12 protein-coding genes are annotated in these 13,464 nt (G+C 41.5%); 10 read left to right on the top strand and 2 right to left on the bottom strand.

Annotated features, from left to right (window positions below; all coding sequences use genetic code 11):
* Positions 1-45 precede the first annotated feature (45 nt).
* The 8 genes from ABHC48_RS00535 to guaA all read left to right on the top strand — a co-directional run bounded on the left by ABHC48_RS00535 (position 46) and on the right by guaA (position 9,930).
* Positions 46-477 (top strand): ATP synthase subunit C, encoded by a 432-nt coding sequence (locus ABHC48_RS00535; protein ID WP_118579356.1) that lies wholly within the window; start codon positions 46-48, stop codon positions 475-477.
* 2 nt (positions 478-479) lie between these two features.
* Positions 480-788 (top strand): V-type ATP synthase subunit F, encoded by a 309-nt coding sequence (locus ABHC48_RS00530; RefSeq protein WP_117851005.1) that lies wholly within the window; start codon positions 480-482, stop codon positions 786-788.
* Between the two features lie 17 nt (positions 789-805).
* A complete protein-coding gene (locus ABHC48_RS00525; RefSeq protein WP_148462111.1) occupies positions 806-1,393 on the top strand; it encodes a V-type ATP synthase subunit E in 588 nt (195 codons plus the stop codon).
* Entirely contained in the window at positions 1,386-3,155 is a 1,770-nt protein-coding gene (locus ABHC48_RS00520; protein WP_148462112.1) for a V-type ATP synthase subunit A, read from the top strand. The genes ABHC48_RS00525 and ABHC48_RS00520 overlap by 8 nt, the downstream gene beginning before the upstream one ends.
* A gap of 18 nt (positions 3,156-3,173) precedes the next feature.
* A complete protein-coding gene (locus tag ABHC48_RS00515) occupies positions 3,174-4,556 on the top strand; it encodes a V-type ATP synthase subunit B (RefSeq protein WP_118579365.1) in 1,383 nt (460 codons plus the stop codon).
* 17 nt (positions 4,557-4,573) lie between these two features.
* Positions 4,574-5,194 carry a V-type ATP synthase subunit D gene (locus ABHC48_RS00510; protein WP_118579368.1) on the top strand — a complete coding sequence of 207 codons (621 nt, stop codon included), beginning with the start codon at positions 4,574-4,576 and terminating at the stop codon, positions 5,192-5,194.
* A gap of 459 nt (positions 5,195-5,653) precedes the next feature.
* Entirely contained in the window at positions 5,654-7,681 is a 2,028-nt protein-coding gene (locus ABHC48_RS00505; RefSeq protein ID WP_195698971.1) for a hypothetical protein, read from the top strand.
* A gap of 671 nt (positions 7,682-8,352) precedes the next feature.
* On the top strand, positions 8,353-9,930 hold the full coding sequence (guaA, locus tag ABHC48_RS00500) for a glutamine-hydrolyzing GMP synthase (protein ID WP_148462113.1): 1,578 nt from the start codon (positions 8,353-8,355) through the stop codon (positions 9,928-9,930).
* A gap of 26 nt (positions 9,931-9,956) precedes the next feature.
* On the opposite strand, the gene ABHC48_RS00495 is transcribed toward guaA, so the two are convergent.
* Both ABHC48_RS00495 and ABHC48_RS00490 read right to left on the bottom strand, forming a co-directional pair.
* Positions 9,957-11,627, bottom strand: coding sequence for a hypothetical protein (locus ABHC48_RS00495; RefSeq protein WP_195698972.1), 1,671 nt, complete (start codon positions 11,625-11,627; stop codon positions 9,957-9,959).
* 13 nt (positions 11,628-11,640) lie between these two features.
* The gene (locus ABHC48_RS00490; RefSeq protein ID WP_195698973.1) at positions 11,641-12,084 is read right to left on the bottom strand and encodes a helix-turn-helix transcriptional regulator; all 444 of its coding nucleotides are present in this window, start codon (positions 12,082-12,084) and stop codon (positions 11,641-11,643) included.
* Between the two features lie 176 nt (positions 12,085-12,260).
* Between ABHC48_RS00490 and ABHC48_RS00485 the strand changes: the two genes are divergently transcribed.
* Together ABHC48_RS00485 and ABHC48_RS00480 are read left to right on the top strand one after the other, a co-directional pair.
* Entirely contained in the window at positions 12,261-12,449 is a 189-nt protein-coding gene (locus tag ABHC48_RS00485) for a hypothetical protein (protein WP_003019365.1), read from the top strand.
* Positions 12,450-12,463: 14 nt separating this feature from the next.
* Complete coding sequence (locus ABHC48_RS00480) at positions 12,464-13,453, top strand: site-specific integrase (RefSeq protein ID WP_195698974.1); 990 nt, start codon at positions 12,464-12,466, stop codon at positions 13,451-13,453.
* The last annotated feature ends 11 nt before the right edge of the window (positions 13,454-13,464 follow it).

The raw sequence follows: 13,464 nt of genomic DNA, 5'->3' as shown, positions 1-13,464 counted from the left end.
ATGCAGTGACATTACAAATGTTAAAACACGAGGAGGTCAATTATCATGACAGTTATGACACAGATTATTTTAGCAGTAGCGCTTGTATTAAGCATTATCGTTCCATTTGGTTACTATTTCATCGGCGAGAAGAGCCGTGGACGTTACAAAACAACAATCGCAACAAACGCATTTTTCTTCTTTGGTACCATGTTAGTAGCAGCAATGGTTATGTTTGCAGGAAGCTCTTCTGTACAGGCTGCAACAGGCGCTGATGCAGGTATTGCAACAGGTCTTGGATATATTGCAGCAGCTCTTGTTACAGGTCTTTCCTGTATTGGTGGTGGTATTGCCGTAGCCAGTGCGGCAAGTGCAGCTCTTGGTGCAATCAGCGAGGATCAGAGCATTCTTGGTAAATCTCTTATCTTCGTAGGTCTTGCCGAAGGTGTTGCTCTTTACGGTCTGATCATTTCCTTCATGATCATCGGTAAATTATAATTATGAAAATGTTTTTGATCAGTGACAACATCGATACCTGCACAGGGATGAGACTGGCAGGTGTGGAAGGCGTGGTAGTCCATGAGCGTGACGAACTGAAGGACGCTCTGGAAAAAGCAATCGCCAACAAAGAAATCGGGATCCTTCTCCTGACCGAAAAATTCGGCCGGGAGTTTCCCCAGATCGTGGACGATGTAAAGCTGAACCATAAAACGCCTTTGATCATCGAAATCCCTGACAGGCATGGTACAGGCCGCAAACCTGATTTTATTACCGGATATGTTAACGAAGCCATTGGCTTAAAGTTATAGGCAGGAGAAGACCAAGCATGACAATTGAAGAAAAACTGCAGCATTTCTATGACACTTCCGTTGCGGAAGCCCAGACAGAGGCTGAGAATACACTGGAAGCACATAAGAAGAGTCTGGAAGAAATGCTTGAAAAGCATAAAGAATCAAGAAAAATGGATGCCGAGGCACAGATCAAGGCAGAGACAGAAAATGCTACCCGAGAGGTAAACAAGGCACTTTCTGCTGAGCAGCTGACTTTAAGACGTGACTGGACAGCCAAACAGACAGAGCTTAAAAACGAGCTTTTTGTAGAGGTTAAGAATCATCTGGAGAATTTCATGGAGAGTCCTGCGTATCAGGATTATCTGTGCAGCAGAATCCAGAAGGCAAGAGAATTTGCAGGAAATGATGAGATTTTTATCTATCTTTCCGCTGAAGATACAGCATTACAGCGCTCTATTGTAGCAAAGACCGGATTCACAGTTGAGATTTCCGATGAACCGTTTATGGGTGGTATCAAAGCCACAATCCCGGCTAAAAACATCCTGATCGACAACTCTTTCCTGAGTGCTTATGAGAAGCTGAAAAAAGAATTCAAATTTGACGGAGGGCTGAGCCATGAATAAAACAGGTATTATCTACGGCGTTAACGGTCCTGTTATTTATCTGAAAGGCGACCCGGGATTTAAGATTTCCGAGATGGTTTATGTTGGACCTGAGAAGCTGGTCGGTGAGGTCATTGGTCTGAAAAAGGGTATGACTACCGTACAGGTTTTCGAGGAGACAACAGGACTGAAGCCAGGTGATACAGTAATGGGAACAGGCGATGCTATTTCCGTTCTTCTGGGACCTGGAATCATTCATAACATTTTCGACGGTATCCAGCGTCCTCTGGAGGAGATCGCAAAATCCTCCGGAAAATATATTTCCCGTGGTGTAAGTGTTGATTCCCTTGATACTGCTAAGAAATGGGATGTTCATGTAACTGTTAAAGTTGGAGATATGGTAAGCGCAGGTACTATCATTGCCGAGACTCAGGAAACAGCTTCCATTCTTCATAAATCCATGGTTCCGCCAACAATTGGAGAGGCTGAGGTTATCAAGGCAGTTCCGGACGGAGCATATACCATCCTTGACCCGATTGTAACGGTTCGTCTTTCTGATGGCAGTGAGCGCGATATCGCACTTGCGCAGAAATGGCCGATCCGTGTGCCAAGACCTACCTACAAGCGTTTCCCTGCAAGCGTGCCGCTTGTAACCGGACAGCGTATCCTGGATACCCTTTTCCCAATTGCAAAGGGTGGTACAGCAGCGATTCCTGGCGGTTTCGGTACTGGAAAAACCATGACACAGCACCAGATCGCAAAGTGGTCTGACGCAGATATCATTATCTATATTGGATGTGGTGAGCGTGGAAACGAGATGACACAGGTTCTGGAGGACTTCAGTAAACTGATCGACCCGAAATCCGGAAACCTGATGATGGACCGTACCACTCTGATCGCCAATACATCAAACATGCCTGTTGCAGCCCGTGAGGCTTCTATTTATACAGGTGTTACACTGGCTGAGTATTATCGTGACATGGGTTATGACGTTGCCATCATGGCAGACTCCACTTCCCGTTGGGCTGAGGCTCTTAGAGAGTTATCCGGACGTCTGGAGGAAATGCCTGCCGAGGAAGGTTTCCCGGCTTATCTGGCTTCCAAGCTTTCCGCTTTCTATGAGCGAGCTGGTATGATGCAGAACTTAAATGGAACCGAAGGTTCCGTATCTATTATTGGTGCGGTTTCCCCACAGGGTGGTGACTTCTCTGAGCCTGTTACACAGAATACAAAGCGTTTCGTCCGCTGCTTCTGGGGACTGGATAAATCTCTGGCTTATGCCCGTCATTTCCCGGCTATCCACTGGCTCACAAGCTATAGTGAGTACCTGGAGGATTTAAGCCCATGGTACAGAGATAATGTTTCCGCTAAATTTGTAAGCGACCGTAATCAGCTGATGGCGATTCTGAACCAGGAGAGCTCTCTGATGGAAATCGTTAAGCTGATCGGTAGTGATGTTCTTCCGGATGATCAGAAGCTGACTCTGGAGATCGCAAGGGTTATCCGTCTTGGATTCCTTCAGCAGAATGCGTTCCATGCAGAGGATACCTGTGTACCGATGAGCAAGCAGTTCAATATGATGGAGATCATCCTTTATCTGTACGAGAAGTGCCGCTCCCTTGTAAATCAGGGAATGCCGGTTTCCGTACTGAAGGAGGACAATATTTTTGAGCGTGTTATTGCTATCAAATATGATGTTCCGAATAACAAACCTGAGATGTTTGACCAGTATAAGGCTGACATCGACAGATTCTATGATAACGTATTAGAGAGAAACGGCTGATAGGGAGGTAAGTTTTTTATGGCAATCGAATATTTAGGCCTTAGTGAAATAAACGGCCCTCTTGTAGTTCTGGAAGGCGTTAAAAACGCTTCCTACGAGGAAATCGTCTCCTTCCGTATGGATGACGGTACCGAAAAGCTTGGCCGTATTATTGAAATATACGAAGATAAAGCAGTAATTCAGGTTTTCGAGGGTACAGATAATATGTCCCTTGGAAACACTCATACACGTCTTAGCGGTCATCCTATGGAAATCGGGCTCTCCCCGGAAATCCTGGGACGTACCTTTAACGGTATTGGACAGCCAATCGATGGTCTTGGTGAGATCACACCGGAGGTCAGCCTGAACATCAACGGACTGCCGCTGAACCCGGTTACCCGTGAGTATCCGCGTAACTATATCAATACCGGTATTTCCGCAATTGATGGTCTGACCACCCTGATTCGTGGACAGAAGCTTCCGATTTTCTCCGGAAACGGTCTTCCACATGATAAGCTGGCGGCACAGATCGTGCGTCAGGCATCTCTGGGTGCTGATTCCGATGAAAATTTCGCCATTGTGTTTGCTGCAATGGGTGTTAAGTATGATGTTGCAGAGTTTTTCCGCAGAACATTTGAGGAGAGCGGTGCTTCCGATCATGTTGTTATGTTCCTGAACCTGGCGAATGATCCGACTGTTGAGCGTCTTTTGACTCCGAAGATCGCCCTAACTGCGGCAGAGTATCTTGCTTTTGAAAAGGGTATGCATATTCTGGTTATCCTTACAGATATTACCTCTTTCTGTGAGGCAATGCGTGAGGTTTCTTCTTCCAAGGGAGAGATTCCTTCCCGTAAAGGTTATCCTGGATATCTTTACAGTGAGCTTGCTACTTTATATGAGCGTGCAGGTATTGTTTCCGGTGGTACAGGTTCTGTTACACAGATCCCGATTCTGACCATGCCTAATGATGATATTACCCATCCGATCCCTGACCTTACCGGTTACATTACTGAGGGTCAGATTGTTCTGGACAGACAGCTTCATGGACAGGGTATTTACCCGCCAATCAATGTTCTGCCATCTCTTTCCCGTCTGATGAAGGATGGTATTGGTGAGGGCTTCACAAGAGCGGACCATCAGGACGTTGCCAACCAGCTGTTTTCCTGTTATGCAAAGGTTGGAGATGCGAGAGCCCTTGCTTCTGTTATTGGTGAGGATGAGCTTTCTCCTCTGGATAAGAAGTATCTTCAGTTTGGTAAGGCATTTGAGGCTGAGTTTGTCGGTCAGACAGATACAGAGAACAGAAGTATTATCGATACTCTGAATAAGGGCTGGGAGCTTCTTGGTATGCTTCCGAAGGATGAGCTTGACCGTATTGATACCAAGATTCTGGATCAGTATTATCACGAGACTACCAAATAAAGAGTGAGGTGACTTGAATGGATCCGAATACCTTTCCTACCAAGGGTAATTTAATTCTGGCTAAGAATTCACTTGCTCTTTCCCGTCAGGGTTACGAACTGATGGATAAGAAGCGTAATATTCTGATTCGTGAGATGATGAATCTGGTTGATCAGGCGAAGGATATCCAGGGACAGATTGACGAGACGTTCCGGACTGCGTATGAGGCTTTGCAGAAAGCGAATATGGAGATGGGTATCGCGTTTGTGGATCAGATTTCCCATACGGTGCCGGTGGAGAATTCTATCCGTATTAAGACACGTAGTGTTATGGGTACGGAGATTCCGCTGGTAGAGTATGATAAGTCGGGAAATGTGCCGACATATGCTTATTATAGTACGAAGATGTCTCTGGATGAGGCGAAGGCGGCTTTTGAGAGGGTGAAGGAGCTTTCCATTAAGCTGTCTATGATTGAGAATTCGGCGATTCGGCTGGCTAGTAATATTAAGAAGACTCAGAAGAGGGCGAATGCGCTGAAGAATATTACGATTCCGAAGTTCGAGGCTCTGACCAAGGATATTTCCAATGCTTTGGAGGAGAAGGAGCGTGAGGAATTTACGCGATTAAAAGTTATTAAGAGGATGAAGCAGGGTGCGTGAGGCACCCTGTTTTTTTTCGGGTGGGGGACGTGAGAGGAAGGGAGAAAGTGACGCAGCGCCTGGGAAGAGAGGCGGATGGTAATTACGTTTGCTTAGCGTTGTGTACTGGTAGGAAACGTTGGCTGATTCCTTTTGGGGAGACTTTCGTGTTTACTATATTCTATTCTTTTGTATATTTTTAGTTAGCTTTCTTCTTGAGTTCTGTCAAAAATCATTTCTGTTATGTGTATTCTTTGAGTGGAGTATATTTCGCCTAAATTTGGTTGTTGCGGCATATTCTTTTGGGGGAGTTCACAGTTTCTTACCAGGTTGACCATGGAATGAACACAGTTTTCCCATTAATTGCACACATTTGGTCTGTATATTATTAGCCATAAGGAACACAAAACAAAATGATCCGGATGGAGAGAATGAGGACTTCGGAAGGGTTGAATGAATACAGAAAGGAAATGAATGGGTATGAAACGTAGATATTTAGCAGTTTTAATGGGAATTATGGTAGCAACAACTTCTGTTCCGGCTATGGTTTATGCGGAGGATAGTAAGACGGAGACGGCTGCGGATGCGGCGAATGATGAAAGTGGTGAGGCAGATGCTTCGGATGAGAATGGTGATGAGAGTCAGGAGAATGTGGTACTTGGTGAGGTTAAGTCGGTTTCTGATTCGGAGATTACCATTGCGGTTGGGACTATGAAAGAGATGGGGCAGCCTGGTGGAGATGGACAGAATGGCGGAGCACCGGATGGAAACGGTCAGGGTGGTGAGGCGCCTTCTATGTTGGATCTGACTGGCGAGGAGCAGACGATTACAATTACTGCGGATACAGTGATCACAAAGCAGGCAGGCGGTATGCAGCCTGGCGGAGATGGACAGAATTCTGATCCTTCTGATGGAGCAAGTGACAGTCAGGACGCAGCTGACGATAACCAGGAAAGTGAGAATACAGATAGCCAGGACGGAGAAGAGCCGGAAAAACCAGACGGTAACGGACAGTCCGCAGAGGCTGAGGATATTTCACTTTCTGACATTCAAGAGGGCGATATCGTTTCTATCACTTTAGATGAGGATGGAAATGCTGCTTCCATTACTGTAATGTCCATGGAAATGGGCGGTCAGGGCCAGCCTGGCGGTGATGGACAAGGCGCTTCAGGACAGGGAGGCCCTGATGGCCAGTCTCAGGGTGTGGACAGTTATACGGCAGCAAATGAGTATACAGAAGATACAACTGTATCAAATGAGACAATTGAGTCAACAGGAACTGACGAGAATGCAGCATTGATTTCTTCCGATGCAAGTGTTACTCTTGATAATGATACTATTACTAGAACTTCCGAGGACAGCAAGGGCGGAGACAATTCCAGCTTCTATGGTGTAGGAGCTGCTGTTCTGGCAACAGATGGTACTGCTTATGTGAAAGATGGCAGCGTGACTACAGATGCAGCAGGTGGTGCAGGGCTTTTTGCATATGGTGATGGAACTGTATATGCTTCTGGTACAATTGTGAAAACGACTCAGGATACCTCTGGTGGTGTTCATGTAGCTGGCGGTGGGACTCTTTACGGATGGGACTTGGATGTAGAGACAAACGGTGAGTCTTCTGCTGCAATCCGAAGTGACAGAGGCGGCGGAACAATGGTGATCGATGGTGGAAATTATGTTTCCAACGGCGTTGGTTCCCCGGCTATTTACAGCACAGCTGATATTGCGGTAAGCAATGCAACTCTGACAGCAAATGGTTCTGAGGCTATTTGTATTGAAGGTCTGAATTCTATTCATCTTTATGATTGTGACTTGACAGGAAACATGAGTGATCTGGATCAGAATGATAATACCTGGACTGTAATCCTTTACCAGAGCATGTCTGGTGATTCTGAGGTTGGTAACAGTACCTTCCAGATGGATGGCGGCAGCCTGACTTCTGAGAACGGCGGTGTGTTTTATACAACCAATACAGAGAGTACGATTACTTTAAATAACGTGGATATTAACTATAACGATGACAATGAATTTTTCCTGCAGTGCACAGGTAACACCAACCAGAGAGGCTGGGGACAGTCTGGGGTTAACGGAGCTGACTGTCACTTTACAGGAATCAGTCAGGATATGCAGGGAGATGTGATCTGGGATTCTATCAGTGATCTTGACTTTTATCTCACAGAAGGCAGCAGCCTGACAGGTGCAGTTGTAGATGATGAGAGCTATGCAGGCGAAGGCGGAGAGGGATACTGCAACGTTTATGTAAGCGCAGATTCCACCTGGACTGTAACTGGCGACAGTACTGTCTCATCTCTGGAAAATGAGGGAACAATTGTAGATAGTAATGGAAAAACTGTAACAATTCAGGGTACAGACGGAACTGTGTATGTACAGGGCGACAGCGAGTACACCATTACAACTGGTTCCTACAGCGACACAGCAGATATGTCTGGAGCAACGGCAATCCAGGATCAGAGTGTTTATACAGTTGAGAAACCGGATCAGCTTTAAAATTGGATAAAGAAACTCTCCAATTTGAAGATTATGGGCTTGATGAGTTATAAGAAAAAACACTGGGCTACACTTTATTGTGGCTCAGTGTTTTTTCGTTAAAAGAAGAGTGAACCTGAATTATAAAAATCCCGGTCAGAAAAGAAGTATCAAGACAGTTCTTTTCTGACCGGGATTTTTTATGTTAAATTTAAAATCAAATTCGAATTCTCCGACGTAAGCAACTTCCGAAAATTCTCCTAAAAAGAAGGAGGGCCGGACCTTTTGGCCCGGCAAGTATGAAAAAGAAAAAGTATATTTATAATCTATGTAAAAAAGCTTTCGCTTTATTTGTTTATTAATATACGCGGAATTTGTGATGAATCTGTGAGAACAAATTGAAAAATATATGAGGAAAATCTAAAGAACTTATAAACTGGAACGCACCTGAAGTGACCGGCATAGGAATATACAGTATGAAAAAGCTGTGCATTCAAACTTAATTTCATGGTAATAAAATCTATCTACGATATATTGAAAATTTTATTCAGCTAAGAAAATTAGTCGTTGTAAAAGTTGTAATACTCATTTATAATGGAAAGAAGATTCAAGGTTATTGTTTACCGGAGATTTTCCAGCGTGAACAGTAACGATTCCAATGAGAATTTATAGGGAAAAACAGGAGGAAAACCTTGAAGAAAGAATTAGTTATTGTAATTGATTTTGGTGGTCAGTACAATCAGCTGGTTGCAAGACGTGTCAGAGAATGTAATGTATATTGTGAAATCTATTCTTACAAGACCGATCTTGAGAAGATCAAAGCCATGAATCCAAAGGGAATCATTCTTACCGGTGGACCGAACAGCTGTTACGAAGCTGATTCACCGACTTACCAGAAAGAATTATTCGAACTTGGTATTCCGGTGCTTGGGCTTTGCTACGGTGCACAGCTTATGATGCATGTTCTCGGCGGTAAAGTTGAGAAAGCAGATGTAAGTGAATACGGCAAAACAGAGTTGCTGGTTGACAAAAAAGACTCCAGAATTTTTGAAGGAGTATCAGAGAAAACAATTGTCTGGATGAGTCATACAGACTATATCTCTCAAGCAGCACCAGGATTTGAGATTTCTGCACATACAGCAGACTGTCCAGTGGCTACAGCCGAGAATGCGGAGAAGAAACTGTATGCGATCCAGTTCCATCCAGAAGTTCTCCATACAGTAGAAGGAAAGAAGATGTTATCCAATTTCGTACTTGGTGTATGCGAATGTGCCGGAGACTGGAAGATGGATGCATTTGTTGAGCATACAATTAAAGAAATCCGTGAGAAAGTGGGCGACGGCAAAGTCCTTCTGGCACTGTCTGGCGGTGTTGATTCTTCTGTAGCAGCAGGACTTCTTTCCAGAGCTATTGGCAAGCAGCTGACATGTGTGTTTGTAGATCATGGCCTTCTTCGTAAAGACGAGGGAGATGAGGTTGAGGGTGTATTTGGTCCTAATGGACAGTTTGACCTGAATTTTATCCGTGTGAATGCACAGCAGAGATATTATGATAAACTTGCGGGAGTTACTGAGCCGGAAGCGAAGCGTAAGATCATTGGTGAGGAATTTATCCGTATCTTTGAAGAAGAGGCTAAGAAGATCGGTGCTGTTGATTTTCTTGCACAGGGAACCATCTATCCAGATGTGGTAGAGAGTGGTCTTGGCGGAGAGTCCGCAGTGATCAAGTCTCATCACAATGTAGGCGGACTTCCTGATTTTGTAGACTTCAAGGAGATTATTGAGCCGCTTCGTGACCTCTTCAAAGATGAAGTCCGCAAAGCAGGACTGGAGCTTGGAATTCCAGAGAAACTGGTATTCCGTCAGCCATTCCCGGGACCGGGACTTGGAATCCGTATTATCGGCGAAGTTACTGAAGAGAAAGTTCGCATTGTGCAGGATGCTGATTTCATTTACCGTGAAGAAATTGATAAGGCAGCAGAAGCTTATAAAATTGAGAACGGCAAAGAACCATCCTGGATGCCGAACCAGTACTTTGCAGCTCTTACCAATATGCGAAGCGTAGGCGTTATGGGCGATTTCAGAACATACGATTATGCTGTGGCACTTCGAGCAGTGAAGACGATTGACTTTATGACAGCAGAGTCCGCAGAGATTCCGTATGAAGTTCTGAACAGGGTTATGAATCGTGTTATTAATGAAGTTAAGGGAGTTAACCGCGTATTCTACGACCTGACCAGTAAGCCACCGGGAACGATTGAGTTCGAATAATATATTAGAGCCAAGAAATGCCTATTTTACGGGCTTTCTTGGCTCTTTCTATGTCTAGTGACAATCAAATGACAATACTTTTTTATTTTTGGAGAGTATTTTCTTAAATAAATTTTTAAAATAATTATTCCATTTAATGTAAGCCACAATATTATACTAGTATTTTCTAATGTGAGATAAGGAATATTATAAGGGTAAAACGAAAATAACTTTCTAAATATAGTTAATGTTTCATACAATGATGGTAAACCGAATATCAACGTTAGAATCAAACCACCAGTTGAAATGTAATTTTGAAACCGTTCATTTTTTTCTTGTTCATTTTGCTGAAGTATGTTATTTATTGCTGTACTTTTTGCAGATGTGATTTCGTGTTTGAAATAATGTGGCATCATTTTTTCTAAAAGGGCTGTTTGTTCGCTAACTGAACCATAGCAATTTTCTTGAAGTTCTGAGATAAACAATACATTTTTATTATACTCAATTCGTGTATCTGATAATTTTTTCATAGATGCAATTTTATTGAAGTAGTCATTTGATTCATTGGTCTTTTTTAAGAGAATTATTATTAAAGCAAATTCAACATTTACACACAAATCTCGTGCTAGCTTATTGCATAAATTATAGTAGTCATTAAATGGAGTAAGCACAGAGGTTTTTGTTTCTGTCTTATAATCATCAGAGACATAATCTAATATTGTTTTATCTATAAAAGAAAGACAACCACCAGTAGATTTAGCAATATATTTTACACCATGTCCTCCCCAACTGTGATTTTTTAGATATTCATCAGCATCTTTGGTATAGGTGGTATTGTTTCTAGAAGGAACTGGTGCACAAATTATTCTAAACAAATCTTCCTTCACATCGTTTGGAATAGAATTTATGTGTTGTGGTATTCCATCAAAATCTATTAATATTATATTTTTTAGCTCATTGGAATATGAAACCATGTCTATTTTAATATCATCAAGAAGATTACTTAAATAAAAATTCTGGATGGAAGACAGAGTCATTTCGGAGTTGTAATTTCTTATTTTCCACTTATTTATAATTTTTTTGAGGAATCTATCATAATCATTTTCTAATAAAGGTTCAATGCAGGAATCAAATATAGGTAGTTCCAGTTTTAATATTCCCATATTATTTTCAAAAAGATATATTAATGGGTATAGCCAAGTGAATTTTCCGTTTTCTAGTTCTATTTTGAGAGGAAGAAGAAGAAAGCGATCTTGTCGGTTGGTGAAATTGTGACCATAAAATTTCAAAGAAATATCATATTCTTCTTGTAAACGTATGATTCTTTGATTTAGTAGCTCTAAATCAGCATCTTTGATATAGAACTTTATTGAAGATTCACCACTTTCGATTTCTAACAATATATCATCGGGATTTATGGACATGGGAGCACATTTCATGGATTTATATTTTTGATAATCGCTCATTTTTAATATGCAAGGATTATTAAGTGAGCTTGAAGCTTCAAATTCTTTTTTTATATCGTTAAAGGTTTCAACTAGAGAATAGCCTAAAGAGTCCATGACCTTTTGCTGATATTCATCTGTAAACAATAGTGGGCTTTTTTCTATTTTTTTATGAATCTGAGTATAGGAATATTTATTATCAAATTTAAAAGGATAATAAAAGTGTAATTCACCATATGCTATTTTTTTTGTATTTGAATCTTGATTGCTCATATTACATACCGCCTTATATATCATTTTGATTTTGAGGATATTTTGCTTTCCAGTCTAAATATTCTTTTTCTGTAATCTCTTCATTTCTGAATTTCTGGTACATATCAGCCCATGCTCCAATATTATCCAGCATATTTAAAGAATCATGTCCTTTGTCTTTAAACATGAGTTGTGGTACGCCGGATTCATCCCGGTAGGCGTGCAGACCATATTGATCCTCTAAAGCAAATAATGCGTGCATGACACTAACATAAGTATCAAAGTTTGGATCAGACATGGCGTATGGACTGATTTTTAATGAGTTTGCTATTTTTTCTAATTGTTCTGATGATGGAAAACGATTCCCAAGTTCATAATTTCTAATTGCCGATTCGCTCAATCCGGACATGATTGCCAATTCTTTCTGTGTATATCCTTGATCGATCCGGAATTTTCTTATTTTCTCACCTACTGTCATAAGAAAACACTCCTTTGCTGATTGTTACTTAAAAGTATAGCATAAACAGTTCAAAAATGAAATATGAAAATAAACCGTTCATTTTTGAAATCATTCTATTGACAGTACGGAAATGAAATGTTATGATGCATATACACCGTTCGATAATGAACTGAAAAAAGAAAGGAGAGATATAGATGGCTAGCAAATTATTTATATCAGCAAAAGAAGTAGCGAAAGAATTAGAAGTATCTGATTCCTATGCGTATCGTTTGATCCGTCAGTTAAATGCGGAATTGGAACAAAAAGGTTTTGTTGTTGTCAAAGGAAAAATCAGCCGTAAATATTTTGAAGAACGAGTTTACGGTATGAACGAAATGAAATAGCAGGAGGTGATGTTTTGACAGTAATCAAAAACCAAAAGTCAAATACTTACGAGGTAAGAACCTATTATAAGGACTGGACTGGCGTAAGAAAGCAGAAGACGAAAAGGGGATTTAAACGCAAATGTGATGCCCAGGAATGGGAAAGAGCGTTTAAATTAAAGGAGAATTTGAGTCTGGATATGTATTTTGAAGATTTTGTAGATCTTTATCTGAATGATATCAAATCCAGAATCAAATATAATACCTGGCTGACAAAAAAGCATATTGTAGAAAAAAAGATTCTCCCATATTTTTCGAAAAAGAAGTTGCAGGAAATAAAACCTTCCGATATTCGACAGTGGCAGAACACCATGATGAACTATCGAAATAAACAAGGAGAAGGCTATTCACAGGTCTATCTAAAGACCATCCATAATCAGCTGAGTGCAATTTTGAATCATGCAGTTAATTTCTATGATTTGAAAAGCAATGCTGCACGCAAGGCGGGATCTATGGGAAAAGAAAGAACAAAAGAGATGCTTTTCTGGACAAAAGAAGAGTATATGAAGTTCATTGAAGCGGTGGCGGATAAGCCGATCTCCTTTTATGCATTTGAAATTCTATATTGGTGTGGAGTCCGTATGGGAGAGTTGTTAGCACTGACACCGGCAGATTTCGATTTTCAGGCGTGTACTATCCGGATCAATAAATCTTATCAAAGATTAGAAGGGAAGGATATTATTACAGATCCAAAGACTGTGAAGAGTAATCGTATGATCACCATGCCGGAATTTTTAAGCGAAGAATTAGAATCGTATATAGGAATGCTGTATGGCTTGAATGAAAATGACAGGATATTTCAAATTTCAAAAAGCTATCTTCATCATGAAATGGATCGTGGTGTAAAGTTGTCAGGAGTGAAGAGAATACGAATCCATGATTTACGACACCCGTATGTCAAGCCCACGACAAAAAAATTTATAACTTTTTTGAAGTTTTTCGGGCAGCTTCATAGCTGCCCATAGCTGTTTCAAAT

It is taken from the genome of Ruminococcus sp. 1001136sp1 (assembly GCF_039841815.1).
In the GTDB taxonomy this organism is placed as follows: Bacteria; Bacillota; Clostridia; order Lachnospirales; family Lachnospiraceae; genus Blautia_A; species Blautia_A faecis.
The sequence above is the reverse complement of the archived record's forward strand: the minus strand, read 5'-3'. Positions and strand labels throughout refer to the sequence as shown.

Coding starts and splice junctions, on each gene's coding strand:
- ABHC48_RS00535 (WP_118579356.1), top strand. CDS start 46: ATGACAGTTATGACACAGATTATTTTAGCAGTAGCGCTTGTATTAAGC.
- ABHC48_RS00510 (WP_118579368.1), top strand. CDS start 4,574: ATGGATCCGAATACCTTTCCTACCAAGGGTAATTTAATTCTGGCTAAG.
- ABHC48_RS00505 (WP_195698971.1), top strand. CDS start 5,654: ATGAAACGTAGATATTTAGCAGTTTTAATGGGAATTATGGTAGCAACA.
- ABHC48_RS00530 (WP_117851005.1), top strand. CDS start 480: ATGAAAATGTTTTTGATCAGTGACAACATCGATACCTGCACAGGGATG.
- ABHC48_RS00495 (WP_195698972.1), bottom strand. CDS start 11,627: ATGAGCAATCAAGATTCAAATACAAAAAAAATAGCATATGGTGAATTA.
- ABHC48_RS00520 (WP_148462112.1), top strand. CDS start 1,386: ATGAATAAAACAGGTATTATCTACGGCGTTAACGGTCCTGTTATTTAT.
- ABHC48_RS00485 (WP_003019365.1), top strand. CDS start 12,261: ATGGCTAGCAAATTATTTATATCAGCAAAAGAAGTAGCGAAAGAATTA.
- ABHC48_RS00515 (WP_118579365.1), top strand. CDS start 3,174: ATGGCAATCGAATATTTAGGCCTTAGTGAAATAAACGGCCCTCTTGTA.
- ABHC48_RS00490 (WP_195698973.1), bottom strand. CDS start 12,084: ATGACAGTAGGTGAGAAAATAAGAAAATTCCGGATCGATCAAGGATAT.
- ABHC48_RS00525 (WP_148462111.1), top strand. CDS start 806: ATGACAATTGAAGAAAAACTGCAGCATTTCTATGACACTTCCGTTGCG.